Consider the following 18,570-nt stretch of genomic DNA (forward strand, 5'->3'; position numbering starts at 1 on the left):
GAGTTTCACACGAGAGAATCATGTAATGGCACACAAAGATTTATCCCATGCGGTTGAACTGTTTCGAGAGCTTGGTTGGGCGAAGGCTCAGCCGAAAGACACCTCTACGTTATATGCGGGGACTCCCGAGCAGCAGGCAGTGGCGAAACGGGGGTTAACAAGTGGTGACTGGTACGGGAAAGATTTCAATCGCGCCCGTGAACTTCACGGGATTGACCTTTATATGATGATCCTGTTTGCACTGCGTCTCGGGGTGAAGCCAAGCCGTGTCATTCGTCTCTTCCGAAACTATGAGGAGAGTACCGATTATCGTCTGATCGCTGAGCTTGTGGCGCTCAATGGGCAGGATTATGCGGAGCGTTTTATTGAGGAGGCTGTGCGTTTCCGCGAATTTGAAGGCCTGGAGGCAGAATTGGGCAACGAATTTACCGTGTCAGTATTCTTCCTAGTAACGCAGCATTTTCCTGAGCTGGAAATGCCGGTGGATAGAAATTATCTCGAAGCGTGGGCGTTGTGTACGGCAGTGCAGATGGAAATACCTGGGGCCAAAATGCGGGGACCACGAGAACAGCTTCCTGCGTGGGAAGAACTGTTGCCCACACTGAATGCTCACCTCGACCAGTGCGCCAGTGCGGGAGTGGAAATGTGGAACGCTCTCGGCAATGTCATTGTCGAATGTGTTCAGCGTCAACTGCTAAGCCGTAACACAGCTGTGAACTACGCGATTCGTGGGCTGGGTGCTGCTACAAGGCAGGGGCAGAGGCGGCGAATGGTGGCCGTTTTGTGTGATGAGCTTGGGGTGAGTGATGAGGAGCTTGTGGCACATTGTCAGGCGCTGGGTGGGGTGTTGTCTGCGGCTGATCCGGTGGTGGTGTCGGCGTTGGGGTTGCGGCTTATAGGGTGTGTTCCGGTGGAGGAAGTGGGGGATGTTGCTTTACCTATGTTGTATGTGTCCACGTTGAAGGGACAGCGTGATGTTCTTTCTGCCATTGTTCAACGAGGTGATCTCCCGGAATCAGCACAAATTATTCTTCGACCACGCGTTAGTGAACTTAAGGCGAGTACGGATAAAAAGGTTGCCGATGCGGCAACTAGGCTCCTTGAGCAGTGGGGTAGTGGGGTGACGGATTCAGGTGGCGAGGAGGGTGAGTTTTATTCGTGGAGTAATCCGCCTTTAGTGTGGGACCTTCCGCGTTTTCAGCGGATCGACCCCACCTATGATTCACTTATCGAAGCGCTGTCAAGCAGGGATTTTGTGCGGGAAAGCTCCTATCCGCAACCAATGTGGCTTATCACTACCGAATCGGAACAGTGCTTGGTGGCGTTTAACCAGCTTGCACTGGATGATCCCCCGGCCGCGCAGCAGCTGCAAACCGTGATAAAAAACTGCGGAATATGGGTGCCGCGCATGCGATCCGATGTGGAAAATTTTTGTTTCGACCCGAGAGACAATTCGCCGCTTGCAAGGAGGCAGCGGGATTTGGCGTGGGTGCTAGGTTCTGTTCCGTGTCTGGTGTCGGAGCCCAGTTTCGTTGATTTGAGCATTAGTTTTTCTGATCTGTTGGATCGCTTTGCGGCTTACGATCGTGCGGGGGTAAGTATTCTTTGTTCGGATCTGATGGTTGCGTTGTTGCGGCTTAATCTTGATGATCTTGACGGCCTTGATATTTCTGCGGCTGTGGAAAAGGCGCGGGCTTATTCCACTCCTGTGATCCATTCTTTTACTCAGCCGGTTGAGCGTACTGCTGGTGAGATTCTTGCCGACTACCTTGCCGATCCCTACCACGTACCCGCCCTCGTGGAACGGACACTGGTGTCCAAATATGGCGGAATGTATGCCCCCGAAAAAGTTGTGTCACCCCAAAGTCTTGCGGAATTCCCCCAAGATGTTACCTACGACAGTAACCGCGGTGACCTGAACCCGGCAGCCACCCCACGGTGGGGTGATGCAACGTGGACGAGAATGCGCCACTATCCCCAGGCAACCAACAGTGATCAAGGCGTATTGGCCCGCCAAGCCGCGCGAAGCGCCAGCCCACTAGGTCCTGCCACCGCGATCAACCTCATTGGTTTGTGCCGCCCCACAAAGAAAGGTGGGGTTAGCCTTGCTCATGAGGCACTAGCGGATGCGTGGGCGCGGGGACTTCTGCGGCCAGAAACGCTGGATGTGCGCTACCTTGATTGGACAGTTGACCCTGCCAAAAATTATTCCGGTATGGCGGACGTTGCCCGAGGTCTTGCCGAAGCTGGAATGCTCGCCTTGGCGTGGGGCATGTTGGACAACATTTTGGCGCAGTCTGCTAAACCGAGTGGAAAGACCGCTGAAATTGCCGAAATGATGGTGCACCTTGCGCCCAGTGTTGCCCACGCTATTGCCAACGGTTCAGCACCTTCGTCTAGTGCACAGGTGCCTTCTCTGCGCAGGTTCGCGGAGGCTAAGGGGAATAATAAAACCACCGTGACGGCCCGGAAGGCGATTAAGCTTCTTCCTGAATTAACCGGTGAGGCAACAGACGAACCATGTGAGCGTCACCCAGAATCGGCCCTCACGCTGGAGCACTGGGGTGTGGAAGTTGAGGAAGTGGTGAACGATTCGGTTGATCTTTACCTCACCCACGCCATTTCCAGCCCGAGTGCCGTCACGGTGGGTGTGCGTGATAGTAACCACCCTAAGTTGACTTTTGAAGTGAGTTTGTGGGATTTCGATTTCTTTCCCAAATACGGCAAATACAAAGTGGAGTCCTACCAAGGGAAAGAATTCAACCACTACTACCAGATGCGGTGGGATGGGAACACGTGGCATCTTGAGCCACAAACTGGGCCACGGCCTACTGCTAACGAATGGTTGGATCCGGAACTTCCAGTGTTCTCTTCGCTGGTGTACATCCTTTTCGGGATGATGCATTCCGGTAGCCGCGCAAAAAATGCCCTCGATGTTGCTACTAAGTTTTTGATCGAGAAGAAAATTACTGCGTCGGCGGTGGCGCACACCGTGAGCACACTGGTGCAGGAGGAACTCTGGGCACCTACCCAAGCGCTAAAATTACTGCACGATAATACACATCTTCCGGTTTTATGGCCGTTGTTGACTGAAACTGTGGCCAAGGCGGCTGCCGATTATCAGCAGGGACTCAACCCATCCAAGTGGTTGGGCAAAGTGCTTGATGTTATCGCTGAGCACGCCCCAGAGCTTGTGGCCGCAACCCACGCAGGGTTTATCGAGGCCACAGCGTGGGGACCCATCGCCGTGATTGCAGAACAGAAGAAGAAAACTGCGGCAGTGACGAAAGCCCGCGCACTCTGTAAGCAATTTTCCCAAGTAGCACAACACGCGAGGTAGTAGTGAGCACTTCTAGTCGTATCCAGCAAGCTGTTGAAATCCTCTATGAGCTGGGGTGGTTAGGTTCGCAATCCACCCCAGAGAAACTCAGAGTGTCTGAGCTGGAGTTAGGCACACCCGCACAGCAGGAGACAGTTGTTGAGGCGCTGTCCAATCCACGCTGGCCGCAAAAACTCAGCCACTACCTTAAAATACCCGAGCGGGAAATCTATGGCCGCGCCGAAACCACCTTCCTGCAATTTTTCGCTATCCGCGCTGGGGCTCAGGCACAAGATGTGGATAAGTGGCCCACTGTTTCGGATGAAGAAACACTCGCTGAGTTGGTGGAAAAACGCGGTGAAAAGTTTGTGTGTGATTTTCTCCGTCTCGTGAACTATGAGCGAACGGTCGACGAATTGCAGTATCCCACCCGTTACGCCGTTGCCTCGGTGCTGTTGGTCCATTCTGGTGCGACGATACCCGATAATCCCACCTACCTGAATAATTGGGCGTTGACGGTCTTGCCGCTTATTGCACCAGATGCTGTGAAAGATTTTCCGGTTGCAGCGCATCTGGCGATCACGAAGAAAAATGCGCTGGCTCGCCTTCCTGAGCACATTGCCTGCGGTGTGAAGTACCCAGTTTTGGTGTGGGGTGCGTGGGGAAAACTCCTTGTCGAGGCCGAAAAACACGCCATGGTGGATCGTGGCGTGGCGCTGGATGCTGTGGTGCGGGCACTCGATGTGGCGCAGAAGCGATCCCAGATCAAGCGGTGTATGAGCTTACTAGTGGATGATCTTGCTATCACCGATGAGGAACTTCTCGCTCGCACTGATGTGCTGGTTCCCCTCTTGGCACGCGGGGATTCGTTGTGCGTGACTAGTTTTGCGCCCCGTCTGATTGCGGCCGTCCCTAGCGACGGGCTGGCTGAGGTGGCGCTTGCAGCCAGCTATGTGTCCACGATGACGGGGCAGCGGAAGGTTTTTCAGGCCCTTGTTAAACGCGGCGAACTCCCGCCACAGTTGCGTGATCGTGTTGAGGAGTGCGCGGGTTCTCCTGACACCCAACTTGCTGGTTACGCGCGAAAGCTTCTCGGCGGTGGTACATCACGCCCTGACACCACGGAGTATTTTCCGTGGCTTCCTACCCCTTCCCTGTGGGAGGTTCCTGCCTGTGAGCTGGGTGAAGTCACCGTGGACAGTGTGGCGGAGACTTTCCGGGTGGCGGATGCGGATGAGGATTGTGTAGATATTTCGCGCGAGCGTTTCCTCGCGCTGCTTGTGCAGCTTGCCGCGCAGGATGTGGAGCAGGCGCGTCGCGCGGTTGCTGGTGGTACGAGAACCCGTGTGGGGCGGTGGTCGAAGAATCGCCTTGAGCGTTGGGGCAGGGCTAGTCGCACGGAGTCGTTACCGGTGGTGCGGGAACTTGCGGTTTTGCCCCAGTTGGGGCGGGTTCCGTGTCTGCTTTCGCAACCGTCGCGGGTTGATTTGAGCATTACGTTTCCTGATCTTCGTGCTCGTCTAGCCCTGTATGATGCGCAGGGTGTGGCTGTGCTTGAGCCTGATCTTGTGCTTGCTCTCACGCGCCTTGACCCGGCGACCATTCCGCCTAAACCGCAGGTGGAGTGTTCGTGCCCTATTCTTCTTGATACTGGAGCGAAGCACGGTAAAACGGCTGGTCAGGTGGTTGAGGCGTATTGTCTAGACCCATTCGTTGAGCCGGATCTTGCTCAGCCGACGTCGCTTGCAGGGTTTCCTGTGCGGTTGCACACGCTCGCGCCGATTCCTTATGGGGTGTTTCCGCACTGGTCGCCCGATATTTTTCTCACGCCGTCTGGTTCTGCGCTTAGTCACCGTGCCGCGCAGCAGCTTGCGTGTAGCGGCGTTCCGCTGGGTCCTCGCGCGTCGATGGCTGTACTGGTTTCTTCACCTGATGCGGCGCGTGTGGCGTGGTCGCGTGGTCTGTTGCGCCCGGGTGTCCCTGATCCCGCGGCGTGCCCACGGCCACGTGGGTTGGCGCAGTCGTTGTCAGAGTTGGCGAGGGAGGGGTTGTTGGCGCTGGTCTGGCCGCTTTTCGACGCCGTCATCGGCGTTAGCCTGAACGCGAAAGGTTCACCTCGTGATCTGGTGGACATTGTCCACGCCATGTCTACTTTCGCCCCTAGCGTCATCCGAGCGGTTAAAGAAAAATCGGCACCCGAGTCCGCCTGTGAGCTTCCTTACCTGAGACAACTAGCCGCCCGCCCAGGGAAGTCGGCAGCGAAGCAGCAGGCGGGCGCCCTTGTGGCGTTGTTGCCTGAGGTACACCACGAGCCAGAAGCTCAGGGCACCGTTGACTATCAGGATTTTTCCCACCTGTGGGCTCGTGATTCTTTCTCTGCACCGGCCTGCAGCGATGGCGTAGAGGTGACCGTGACGCCTAGCGGTGACTGTGTGCTGACACTGGGGGAGAAGCGGTTTCTGGCAGAAGATCCGAGGGCGTTTTTCGCCAACTCGTCGTATTTCATGTGGAAAGTGCGAGATGATTCCTCACACACTGTGTGGTTGGCGTGGCGCGATGGTGCCATGGTTGTTGCAGATAAGCCGAAGTTTGTGCGCCCTGATCCTGGTTCGATTGTGCCGACCTCCATTGTGGCGTGCCTTGTGGTGGGGTTGGGAACAAAGGACACCTATGAGGATGCGAGTCGAGTTTTCGACAAAATGCTTAGTGGGAACCATCTTTCAACTGCCAGTATTGATGAAGCAATGGCGAAGATTGTGGGGTTTTGTGACTATTGGAATCCTACGGTTTTGCTGCGCTTGGTCAAGGCCAAGCGTGAACAGAGTGCTCTTCTGTGGCCGATTCTTAGCCACCTCCTCACATATGCAGCCCAGGCTTGTCACCAGCCCAAATGGCTCAATGGGGTGCTTGGCATTATGAGGGAGGATGCGGGATTTTTCCGGTGGGCGCTGGTTCATCAGCGGATCCCCGCTGATCGTTTCGCGGCGCTTGCACGATTGGGGCAGGATTCATCCAACGCGACGGCGACAGTGCGTCGTAAAGCGAAAGAGCTTTCGCACCTTCTTAACCTGGCGAAGGACGCCCCAGCGTGAAGCCACAGCGGCGAAAGCTTAGCGGGAGCCCTTCCAAGCGGTAGTAGCGGGGAGCCAATCGGCTGATGGTGTAGAAACATAAGCAGGAACTGTCAGGTCTGAGGGTTCCACGGATTGTTCGTGACATCAACCAAATGGATTGATGCGCGGTCTCACCTGCTATACACATAACTGAAAAACTACAAGAAAACTTCGCCCCGTACCCGCATCAAAGAACCCAGCGCTTTTAGGAGATAATCCACCATGTCTTTTCACCCACCCACTGAGGGCGAACTTGCTCGCATTGGCCATAAGCTTGCTGATCTTGCCTGGAAGAACGCCACTACTGACCAAGCAGGGGAGCTACCGCTGGGGTCTGGGCAATTCCAAACACGGGTGCGGGAATTGATTGTGCATCAAGAGGATGTGCTCCACGATGTTGTTCACATCTCGCCAGGTGTTTGTTTACTGTACGCCATCCGGGCGGGGGAGAAGTCCACCCCACGGTGGCTGAATAAAGTGCTGGACACAGCATTGACACACGCCGAGAGCTTCCAATTCGTTACCGAAAACGGTTACATTACAGCACAGGCCTGGGCGGGCCTGGGCAGCGTCGCAAAGCAACGCAAAAAGACCGCCGCAACTTTCAAAGCAGAAGAACTCACCCGCATCCTTTAACGGCGAAGCAGAAGAAAACTAACAACATGGGCGCACTCGACCAGCTACAACACGCAGTACGTATATTCACCGACCTCGGATGGTGTGGCATCACCCCAGGCGCGGACATCTGCACCCTCCCAATGGGAACCACCCAGCAACGCGAAACAGTCGTCGCCGCCCTCTCCAACACCCGCTGGCCGAGCCTGCTTCAAGACCCAACCTACACCGACACATTCGAAACCCCACCCCACACTTACATCCCCGCACTTCAACTATTCGCCGTGCGTGCAGGCGTGGCCGCCAAGTACTTCACTCGCTGGCCCGAAGTACCACACCGCGCCGCAGTACTCGCAGTAGTCAAAGAACGCGGAATAAGCTACATCAATTCCTTCATCAAACACACCAACCCCGAACTCACCATCGACGAACTCCCCTTCGCCACCCACTACGCACCCGAGTCCGTCCTCCTTGTCCACGCAGGCACACCCGTACCCAACCTACCCACATACATCAACAACTGGGCACTTTCAGCCATCCCCATCCTCGCTCCGCGTTACAACAAACGATTCCACACAACCCCCGACCCAGCCATCACAGAAGACCTCATACTATCCCGCTACCTAGAACACATCACAACCGGACTCCAGCATCCCAAACTAGCCTTCGGCCCATTCTGGAAAATACTCCTCGCCGGAATGAACCGCGGAATGATCGACCGCCAAACCGCAGTCGACTACGCAATACGCGCACTCGACACCGCCCACCGCAGACGACACAAAAACCAGTGCGTCGAAATGCTTTTCGACGACCTTACCGTCACCGACTCCGAACTCATCAACCACATCGATTCCCTCGTACCCTATATCGCCACCGGTGAATACGCCTACGTCACCAGCTTCGGAACCCGCCTTATCGCCGCAGCACCCCGCACCACACTCCCAGACATCGCCCAAGCCGCCGCCACCGTCACATCCATCGGCGGACAAACCGCAGTTCTATCCGCTCTCATCGACCGCGGCGAATACCTACCCCAACTCAGGCCCCGCCTAGCCGAACTCACCCAATCCCGAGACACCACCGTCGCCCACCGCGCCAGCCGCCTCATCGGAGAAACCCCCCAACCACAACCAGAAATCATCCCCAACATCTGGCAACCCAAACCCCGAAAATGGCGCGTACCAAAAATCACACTAGGAAAAGCAACACCAGAAACCGTCACCCACGCACTGCAACGCATAACCATCGACGACTTCGCCACCGACATCAACCGCGAAAAATTCCTCGCACTTTTCGTCAAACTAGCAGCAAAAAACCTCGACGAAGCCCATAGAGCAGTCCAAAACGCCACCGAAGGGCTCATCGCCAAATGGGCCACAAACAAACTCGAACGATGGAGCAGAATACACCGCACCGAACCACTACCCATCGCCCGCGAACACGCAATCCTTACCAACATCGGCACCATACCCTGCCTCCTATCTCAACCCACCCGAGAAGACCTCAGCATCGACTTCCGCGACCTCAACAAACGACTCAAACAATACGAAAAGAAAAACGCACTCGTCATTGAACCGGACCTCATCCTCGCCCTCTGCCGCCTCGACCCCACAACCATCCCACCCGACACCACTGTCGAATGCAGCTCACAAATCCTGCTCGACACCAAAGTAAAACTCGGCCGCAACGCCGGACAAGTAGTCACCGAATACCTCACAGACAGCTACAAAGAACCAGAACTCGTCCCAGACCAATGGGAATACCTCCACCCACTCCCCATCAAACAACCCCTATCCCTTGATGGAATGCCCAACCGAATAGGCGGCGGCAACCACCTACCCATCGGAGTATTCCCACATTGGACCACCGACGCCGCACACACCGGCATCACCGGCGGACGCCGCATTACCGGCGCCCGAATGGGCATCCGCGCCCAACAAGCAGTCCGCACCAACACCCCACTCAGCCCCGGACTAGCTATGAACCTCCTCGGCCTCCTCAGAACCTCACCCCGCGGCGACCACATCGAAGGCGCTTACGAAGCAGTCCTATCAGCCTGGCACAACGGACTACTACGCCCCGGAAAAACTAACGCCAAACTACTGTACTGGCACACCCAAGTAACACACTTCCGCGGACTCGCCGAACCACTAGAAAAACTCGCAAAAGACGGCCTCCTCTCCGTCGTATGGCCAGTACTCGACGACCTCCTCGGCATAGCAGCACGCCGGGAAGGCGCAACACTCGGCGCCCTCGAAGTCGCACAAACCATGGCAAACCTAGCCCCAAGCGTCGTCGCAGCAGTGACCACCAAACACGCACCCGTCACCGCACTCGACGTCCCCAACCTCCGCGAAATCGCAAGCAGAGAAGGCAACTCCAAAGTACTAAAAGCCGCAAGCACCGCCGTCGCACTACTACCAGAACCCGTCCGAAAACTACGTACCCCCAATAAACCTAAAGAAATCACCCTGGCCGAATTCGAAACACTATGGACACCGGAAATCAACAACCGGCCCGCCTGCCCCGACAACCTCAACCTCCACATACAACAAGGAAGCATCGTACAGCTCACAACAGCCAGCACCACATATCAGGTAGAAGACTTCGACCTATTCACCAAACACCCAGCATTCTTCATATGGCAAGTATCCACAACCACCGAAAACACCAACACGACCACCACTGACACCACCCAACCAGAAAACACCGCATGGCTAGCCTGGCGAAACGGACAAATAGAAATCTTAGAAAAACCCCACTACAAACGCCCCGAACAACAAACCTACGCCCCCGACACCATCCTCGCCTGCGTACTCATCAACCTCAGCACCACAGCCGGATACGACAACGGCTACCGATACATCTCACGACTACTCAACAACAACCAAATAACAGCCGCAAGCATCACCAACGCCATGCGCACCATCTGCCCCTACCTAGAACACTGGAACCCAACCATCACAATGCGACTACTGCGCAACGAACCACACCACATCGCAACCCTATGGCCCATCCTCGCCGAACTCGTACAACACGCAGCAACCCTACCGCGCCTACCCAAATGGATAAACCCAGTACTCGACATCATCACCACACAACAAACAGCACTACTACTGGCAATGGGACACAACTACATACAACCCCAACGCTTCTCAGCACTCATCGACATCGCACACGCGCCCATGAAACAACCATCAGCAGCACACCAAAAAGCAACCGCCATAGCCGCCGCATTCGGCCTCGTAGAACCAAAAACACACCAATAACCACAACCACCAAAACCTAAAACGCCGCCACAACCGCCAAAACTAAAAACAAGGACACCACCCACATGCCCCACACCCCAACAACCGACAACGCACTCACAATCTTCAACAACCTAGGGTGGAACAACGCCACACTCGCCGATACACCAACCCTGCCGCTAGGCAACCTAGAACAACAAGAAACCGCACGCCGCGACCTAACAAACACCCACATCGACTTCAGAAACCATAACCTCGTTATCTTCGCCACCCGGCTCGGGATACCACCGCGCCGGGTTATAGAGATCGCAAGCCAGATTCCAAGCGACGTGCTGGCCACTGTTATCACGGAACACGGGGATGAGTACTGCCATAAGTTCATAACTGTGGCGTGTACGGGTGGCTCCCGGATTGGTGAGCATGGCGTTAGCTGGTTCGGAACGGCTGCCGTCGATGCGCTGTTGCGGCTGGCCGTAACCGACCCTGATGTGGTTGTACCAGCGCTGTCGAATGCGGAATACGTTAAGGATTGGGCGGTTGTCGCAGCGCGCAGCTTGCAACCTGATGCAGTAACTGCGGTGCCCCGCAAGCACGAACAGGTAGTGCCGCAGGAGTTGATTACCTCCACGCTCGCTAGACATGTGCGTGCTGGCTTCGAGTTGGGTTTGGCTGCGACTGGTCCGTTCAGTACGGTTGTTTCTGCTGGTTACCGCGGTGGGTGGCTCGGGCGGGAAGAGACGATTATGCATATATGTCAGGCGCTTTCCATGGTGAATCGGCCTGGTGATGTTAAACGGTGGGTTCAGTGTCTGACGGAAGATATAGAAATAGCCGACGCGGAAATATATGCGCAGCGCCAACTTCTTAGTGCGTGCATTGCTACGGGACAGCCTGTGGTCGTCGAAAAGCTCGGCGTGCCGCTTATTAGCACAGTAACCGACAGCGAACTTGTTGATATCGCGCTGCCCGCGTTATACACAAAGACCAAAAAAGCGCAGAAGTTGGTTATCGCGGCGCTGAAAAATCGGGTGAACCCCGCGCCCGAGACGGTGCAACCGCTTGTGGAACGACTGCGTGAGGTGCCGGAGGGGAGCAGTTTGTTAGAGCAATGGGGGATAGTCTCAGGGACTTCTGCCACAAGCAGCCACGATGCGCCCACATTTATCTGGCGTGACGCACCACCGTTGTGGGATGTCCCGCGTTTCGCGCCGATCCCGGCAACCACAGAACAGATCGCGCAGGCTTTGCCGCAGGTCATCGCTTCACAACGCGCACTTTCGACTACCCGGGGCAGCTTCGGCGACGGTACCACCGAAAAATTTGTCCTAGCGTGCCACCGCCTGGCCGCAACCGACCCGCAGTCGCTGCGCCGAGTAGTGGCGGGCGTTCCAGCTGAGCTTTTCGACGGCATATTGCGTCAGTGGGCAGATGATTGCCTGGAGATACCGCGTTCCTTCCGCAAACTTTCACTTGTCGACGCCCGCCTCATCGCGCTTTTAAGCGCAGCCAATCAACTACCATGCGTGCTCTCAGAACCCAGCTACGAGGATCTTTCCATCACTTTTGATGACTTCTTGACCCGACTCAAGCTCTACGAAACCCACAATCAGCCAGTCGCCGAAGCCGACCTTGCAACCGCGCTTGCCCGCCTCATCATCCCCGAATCGGTTATGGAACTGCCGGAACTTGAGATCCGGGTCATGAACCTCAGTGGTGAGATTCTCCATCCGACGGTAGGCACTGTCTTAAAAAATTACCTGGCTGACTCGTTCACCGAACCAGCATTGGACTACCAGCAACCAGAAGTGAAGAAACGACCGAAGTCGTTGCGGACGGAACCCGACGGCATTGCACCCAATTACTTTTTCTACGCCACCCCGCAACTGTTTCCTTGTTGGCAATACGCTCACCTTGGCGGCCTTCATGCCCACAGCCCAGCTGCGCCGATTATCGCAAATCAGCTTGCATGCCGTGCCACCGAACTGCATCCGGCAGCAACGATTAATTTCATAGGAAGCTGTCGGAGCCATCCAGAGATTATCGATACCCTGCACACGGCGTGGCAACGCGGACTCATCAACATAGCAACGATGGACGCAACCTATTTGGATTGGAAACCGGAATTAACACACCTGCAAGCGCTTGCCACCACCCTCATGGACATCGCCGAAGCAGACATGGTGGCATTAAGTTGGTCGGCCCTCGACGCGGTCATTACCAAAGCGGTTACTACCCACAGCCGCATTCCGGCGGGGCTTACCGACATTATCGATGCAATGGCAACACTTTGCCCATCGGTTAAAGCAGCGGTGGCTGATGCTACCGCGCCACAAACCGTTTTAGCGGTGCCTGGGTTACGGGCTCTGGCTGCTAAAACCGGCAATGCCAAAGCCATCGTCGCGGCCCGTAACGTCGTGGATACACTCGGTCCGATTACAACAGATGACAGCCCCACCCCGCAGGCTTCCCACCTAGACGACACCCAATGTGGGCAATTGTGGTCCCCGCCGGAGGCCCCTGATATTACCGATTCTCTGGTAGTTGGTATTAGCGAATCAGGCGTGATCACCCTCGGTTTTCCCGCCGATCTGGCCACCTACTACCACATTCGCAGCGTGCCCACATTAGGGGCGGTGGTCTTAGACCAAAGTTATCCCAGCACCAGTAAAACGCAGCGGAAAACCGGAAGCTTTATCTACTGGGACGGTGAAGCTATCCAACACGAGCCAGCAAAACAGTTCAACGGATTCCTCTACCACAAAAACACCGGTACACCTAAATCTCTTCCGCCAAGCCTTGTGGCGATCTATCTGGCCGAACAGGGAACTGAGACATGGAATGACGAAACCTGGCAACTACTAAGCACACTCGCCACCACAGGTGGCATAGCGGTGAGCGCCGTGCAAAACGCGGTGCGCATCTGTAGCCAACACCCCGCCTGGAATCCAGCCATACTAGCCGAAAAGACAGTGCACAACCCGAAACTCGTGCCTGTTTTCTGGCCGCTGCTTCTTGAGGCTTTGCCTGCCGCAAACCCCAGAAACACCAACCGGATACTTGAGGTCATCGCAACTTCTCACACGACCCTTATGGAAGCTACGCGCCGGGGGCTGATTCCACTCTCGAGTTGGGATGGGGTGAGGCAACTCGCCTTAAACGGAACGCCAAAGAACAAGGCTAAAGCCCAAGAGCTAGTAGCGGCACTGCCTCCTGCCTGAAAGCACCGCTACCCGACCTGGTGCCCGATGTGCCGATACACCGCTCGCATAGAAACTTCTACTAAGTGGAGACCCCATGATCGATGACAATTTAATTCGTCGCCACGAACGCAGAGTCGCTAAAGAGCGTGATCGGCGCGCTAGCTTGCTTAACAATACGAAGTATCGCGAGCTTTTCCAGTTTTTCGATTCCATCGGAGTTGTTCGGGGACAAGTAAAAACGCTCACAGAATCGCGACTATATTGGACGGAACTTGCGGAATACGAATACGTACCTGGTTACACAGCAGATGGTTGTGGCGGGCCCATCAAATTCAAGGAAATTGAATGCGTACTGGTTGATATTCCGCACAAAGTCTCACCGGATGTGATTGAAACGGGTCTCGGTGCACTGGGCCAGATTTCCTGGGAATGGGTCGGAGATCAGAACAACCAGATACGTATTGACGCCTACAGCAGGTAATTAGTGTGTAAGCGGTGAAAATACGGTGGTCTTGCTACCTGGTTCCGGGAAACACGACTAGCTTTCGTGGCTAATGCCGGTCAGTTCCCGGTTTTCGGTGAATCTACAGGCGAGGATCTCATCGGAGAAGTCACTGTCCAATCCGAAATCGAAGCAGCAGTTTAGTCTTGGAGTATCGTCCCCAGTGTTGACGTCTTCTGGTAGCGAAAACCAAATTGCTCGTAGGCGGATTTTTTCCAGAAACTTTTCCGGGGTGATCTCATCGACGCAGGAGACTGCAAAATAATCGACAAGATCATCTGGGTAAATCTCCGCACGTTGGTCGTTAATGAAATCGACAATCACGGGATCAGTTGTATAAGTAGCCGCAATTCGATCCCAGCATTTTCGATACATGTTGGGGATAGTGTCAAGATACGTCCGAAGAATAGACGCATTAGCTTCGGTGACCGCATTTTCCAAGGAGCTTATCCGTGTTGTAACGGTCGCATCACCTACGGTAAAGCGCGCATCCGATTCCCACATGCCCTCTGAACTGTCGAATTCGATCAGCCCAAATAATGCGGTGGGGATTGCGATCCTGGTCACGTTTTGGCCTTTCAAGCTGCGATAATCAATGTTTTTTAATCTTAATGCAAAATTATGCAAAACTTCTCGGGAATGCTGGTATTAGTGGAATCTGGTCGAAAACTCCGCACGCCGTACCAGTAGTCGAAAGAAGCATTCGTGAAAATTAATCCGAAACTAGAAACCGCCGTTGCAGTCTTTCGTGACCTCGGCTGGGACACCGCTGATCGTGCCGAAATGTGTTTCCTGCCGTTAGGAGATAAGGACCACCAAAAGGCGGCGTTAAGCGGGTTGAAATCAGGTGATCTCACGTACTGGAGCAACGGCGAACTGCGGCCAGTACCGCCACTGGCCGATATCGACCTAACGATGTTTCGCTGTTTTGCCATTCGGCTTGGGATATCCGCGAACCGCGCTCGAAGCATCGTCACACAATCTGATATGGAAGTGGTCGCAGCAGCTGTGGCCTGTCGGGACGACGATTTCGTGCGCTCATTTGCCGAAACCGTATGCAGGAAAACCAACCGTTTCGGCGAGCATAACGCCACATTCTATGGCGAGATTGCTGTCACCGCGATGTGCGTTAAGGAATTACCGCCGATTGAAAATTTTGAGTATCTCAAGGACTGGGCAGTTTTTGCTGGCCGAAGTTTAGGCGGTGCCACTGAACCCACGTTATTTCCGCCAGAAGCACAGGACATCCCGGAAGAAATACTCCTGCCAACTGCGATCGAGCACCTTGTAGCGGCGATCGAACAGGGGGTGCGGGTATCCGGCCCGCTCGGTGCCGCGATTACTGGCATTATCGAACGCGGGTTGGTCCCGACAGAAGGGCTCATCGGTGCTGCGATACGTGCGCTGGAAGCTAGCGTGCGGCCAAGCGATAGACGACGCTGGATCGAAATACTTACCAACTATCTTGGTTTCGAAGGCGAGACACTGTATCGCCATCGCGTGGATATATATCCGCTGATTGCCACCAGCGAATCGCTATTTGTCACCACTTTCGGCATACCGCTGCTTGCGAACACCTCGGACAGCGGCTTAACCGATGCTGAGCTTATCGACGTCGCACTAGGTTGTCTCTATTCATCAACCTTGGCCGCGCAACGTGGCACGGTGCAGGCCTTAAGGGGTCGGCAAGCACCAAGCGTTGAGGTTCAAGCCGCACTGGCAGCTCGGCTTACGGAACTCGCACATTCAACAGACGATAAACTTGCCGACGCGGCGGGCAGGCTCCTGAACGAATGGAATATCGAAGAGGAACGGCAACCAGCCGTTGCTAACTCCGAACCTACTGTGCGTTGCTGGCAACCAACTCCGCCGACATGGTCGCCAGCTCGATTTGAGAAAATCCCAGCAACCGTCGAATCGCTGTCGGATCTGATTCGTATCATTAGAAGCCGGGCTAGCGAATCGGACTTATATTTCGGGCAGCTTCCCGATGATCTCATAACGGAACAACTCTCGTTAGCCATCTACGAGCTGGCTAAAAAATCGCCGACTGACCTTCAATCGGTGACGCAGATGGTCGGCATCGAGCCGTGGTCAACCATCATTCGGGACTGGGAACGCGGCGAGTTAAAAACGAACCTGGGTGTTAAACAATATTCCATTGGTGCCGCTCGACTCGCGGCACTGATGGCAACTGTCGAAGAAAACCTGCCTGCGGTTTTGTCGGAGCCATCTTATGGTGATCTTTCCATCGATGTAGAAGATCTCATTGAGCGAATCCGCTGTTACCAAAAAGCCAACAGGCCCGTACAGGAAGCCGATTTGGCGTTAGCGCTCGCTAGGCTGCGCGAGGGTGCACTCAACGATGACGCCGCGCGGGACAGCTTCATTGCTGAACGCGGAATCCAAGACTTGGATGTAGCCGTGCGCAGTAATTCTGGTGAGATAGTAGGGATAACCGTAGGCACGATCGTTGCCAAGTATCTTAAAGATCCGTTCACGGAGGAAACCGTGACAAGTAGCAAAGAGTGGGCAAATGGAAAAACCCCTGCCGTGGTCAGCGCACCGCTATCGCTTCGGCAGAAGCCGAATCGGCTGGTGAAAAACTGTAAGTTCGCGCCGGAACCGGGCACTTTTCCGACATGGCGGGACGTGACCGCGCGCGGCTTGGTATGGAACGCGAAAGACTTGGGGGCGGCTGCGATACTGGCTGAGCAATTCGCACGGTCATCTGAACCGCTGAGTGCTACTACTGCGATAAACTTGCTCGGCTTGCTGCGGCCTGCCGCGCACCCGGCGTCGGCGCGGGTAGCGGAGGCGGTCGATACCGCTTGGCGCCGGGGACTGTTGCTACCAGGCGTGCCGGATTTTGCAACGCTGGATTGGGCGGAGCAGAAAACCCATCTCGCGTTGTTTGCTGCGGGGTTAGCAGGCTGTGCCGAAACCGGCATGTTGGCGCTGGTGTGGCCCGTGCTTGACGACGCCTTAAGCTATGCGGCGGCACAAGCATCCGTGCCTAGCGGCACCGCAGAAATAGCGGAGGTCATGGCGCATTTTGCCCCCGATGTGCGAAGCGCGGTGGTACAAAAGATTGCACCACCGGAGTCGCTACTCGTACCAGGCCTGCGCGAATTAGCCACAAGGAGCGGAAACAGTAAAGCCGTGAAATGGGCGAAAGCTGCGGTCGCGGAGCTTGACGCTGCCTGCGAACCGAAGCGGGATTAGTAAACGGTGAAACCCGCGTTAGCAAAAACGGCGCGGGTGTGGGCAACCGACTCGGCGGTGGGAGGGGCCACGTTTTCGAGGTTGTAGTGCAGCCCCAATTGCTGCCACTTATCTTGCCCCATGTTGTGGAAGGGGAGCACCTCAATACGCTCGACATTGTCCTTCCACCGGGAGACAATATCGCACACCGCTTGGATATTTTCTTCGGCGTCGGTCAGGCCGGGAACTAGGACAAACCGCACCCAAACCTTCTTACCCAGCGCATGAAGACGGTCGCCGAAATCGATCGTGGGTTGTAACTCTTGGCCAGTTACCTCTTTATACGTTTCCGGGATGCCCGATTTAACGTCGAGCAAAACCAAGTCAACTGATTCCAGATCAGCATCAGTCATATTCGCCCCGAGAAAACCAGAGGTATCGATTGCGGTATGAATTCCCGCATCGTGGACAGCGCTCAAGATTTTTCGAGTGAAGGCGATCTGAAACAGTGGTTCGCCACCTGAGATGGTTAAACCGCCGCCGGAAGCCTGGAAAACCCGCTTATAGCGGAGGATTTTAGCGATGATATCCTCCACTTTTTCAATCGTGCCTTCCTTCATAGTCATGGTGTCAGGGTTGTGGCAGTATTGGCAGCGCAGCGGACAACCGGAGAGAAACAATGTCATCCGAGTGCCAGGCCCATCAACTGCGGTGACGAGTTCCCAGGAATGAACGAGACCGATGTCGCCGGTACGGCGGGCGTCGAAAAGCTCCGGCCTACTGAGCTCCACTGCGATATCCGTGCCGTGACCAAGCCCTTGTGCCGTTCCCCGTAATCGCGGTCCGGTACTCGGCGCCACCGTGACCGATGTATTTACACCATCAACCATGAAAAACCTCGTGTACGTTTTGTACTTAATGCATATAACCGGGGTGTCATCTTAAAAGCGCGAGATCCGTGTTTTAAGAAAACACCCCAATGGCATAATCCCGATACAAACTGTTATGCGCCGTAGTGGAACGTGCGGGAAATGACGTCCTTTTGCTGTTCCTTGGTGAGTTTGACGAAGTTAACGGCGTAACCAGAAACACGAACCGTCAGATTCGGGTAGTTTTCTGGGTGCTCCATGGCATCTTCCAAAGTACCCCGATCAAGAACATTGATATTGGCGTGATACAGACCAGAACCAGCATTGTGCTCTGAGCGGGCAGCTTTCATATCGGCGAGGCGTTCGTCGAAGGATTTAGTGGACATAGGGTGGTTTTCTCCTTTGCTAGTACTAACGGACCAAAAACAGGTGGAAGGTTTGCGGTTGCGGGCTTCACGGTGCTTCACCGTTTTCTACGAAGCTCGGAAAAGCACCTTGGG

General features: G+C 55.1%; 10 protein-coding genes. 7 read left to right on the forward strand and 3 right to left on the reverse strand.

Translation table 11 applies throughout. The features are described 5' to 3' along the window. Window positions 1-25: 25 nt before the first annotated feature. From Q4D85_RS07050 to Q4D85_RS07075, 6 genes are all read left to right on the forward strand, one after another. A complete protein-coding gene (locus tag Q4D85_RS07050) occupies window positions 26-3,340 on the forward strand; it encodes a hypothetical protein (RefSeq protein WP_303199246.1) in 3,315 nt (1,104 codons plus the stop codon). Window positions 3,341-3,342: 2 nt separating this feature from the next. Continuing rightward, entirely contained in the window at window positions 3,343-6,411 is a 3,069-nt protein-coding gene (locus tag Q4D85_RS07055; protein ID WP_303199248.1) for a hypothetical protein, read from the forward strand. A gap of 243 nt (window positions 6,412-6,654) precedes the next feature. Continuing rightward, window positions 6,655-7,068 (forward strand): hypothetical protein, encoded by a 414-nt coding sequence (locus Q4D85_RS07060; protein WP_303199251.1) that lies wholly within the window; start codon window positions 6,655-6,657, stop codon window positions 7,066-7,068. Window positions 7,069-7,094: 26 nt separating this feature from the next. Further along, the gene (locus tag Q4D85_RS07065) at window positions 7,095-10,316 is read left to right on the forward strand and encodes a hypothetical protein (RefSeq protein WP_303199253.1); all 3,222 of its coding nucleotides are present in this window, start codon (window positions 7,095-7,097) and stop codon (window positions 10,314-10,316) included. Window positions 10,317-10,381: 65 nt separating this feature from the next. Next, window positions 10,382-13,513 (forward strand): hypothetical protein, encoded by a 3,132-nt coding sequence (locus Q4D85_RS07070; RefSeq protein ID WP_303199255.1) that lies wholly within the window; start codon window positions 10,382-10,384, stop codon window positions 13,511-13,513. Window positions 13,514-13,589: 76 nt separating this feature from the next. Next, window positions 13,590-13,976, forward strand: a complete 387-nt coding sequence (locus Q4D85_RS07075) for a hypothetical protein (RefSeq protein ID WP_303199257.1) — start codon at window positions 13,590-13,592, stop codon at window positions 13,974-13,976. Between the two features lie 57 nt (window positions 13,977-14,033). Here the strand turns inward: Q4D85_RS07075 and Q4D85_RS07080 are convergent, their stop codons facing one another. Next, window positions 14,034-14,564: a DUF2004 domain-containing protein gene (locus Q4D85_RS07080; protein WP_303199258.1), complete on the reverse strand. Its 531-nt coding sequence runs from the start codon at window positions 14,562-14,564 to the stop codon at window positions 14,034-14,036. A 138-nt stretch (window positions 14,565-14,702) separates the two neighbouring features. On the opposite strand from Q4D85_RS07080, the gene Q4D85_RS07085 reads away from it, so the two are divergent. Further along, window positions 14,703-17,222, forward strand: a complete 2,520-nt coding sequence (locus Q4D85_RS07085; protein ID WP_303199260.1) for a DUF6493 family protein — start codon at window positions 14,703-14,705, stop codon at window positions 17,220-17,222. On the opposite strand, the gene pflA is transcribed toward Q4D85_RS07085, so the two are convergent. Next, window positions 17,219-18,091 carry a pyruvate formate-lyase-activating protein gene (gene pflA, locus Q4D85_RS07090; protein ID WP_303199262.1) on the reverse strand — a complete coding sequence of 291 codons (873 nt, stop codon included), beginning with the start codon at window positions 18,089-18,091 and terminating at the stop codon, window positions 17,219-17,221. The two genes, Q4D85_RS07085 and pflA, sit on opposite strands and share 4 nt — an antisense overlap. A 113-nt stretch (window positions 18,092-18,204) precedes the next feature. Further along, a complete protein-coding gene (gene grcA2, locus Q4D85_RS07095; protein ID WP_303199263.1) occupies window positions 18,205-18,456 on the reverse strand; it encodes an autonomous glycyl radical cofactor GrcA2 in 252 nt (83 codons plus the stop codon). Between the last annotated feature and the right edge of the window lie 114 nt (window positions 18,457-18,570).

The sequence above is a fragment of the Corynebacterium sp. genome, from assembly GCF_030532965.1.
Lineage (GTDB): Bacteria > Actinomycetota > Actinomycetes > Mycobacteriales > Mycobacteriaceae > Corynebacterium.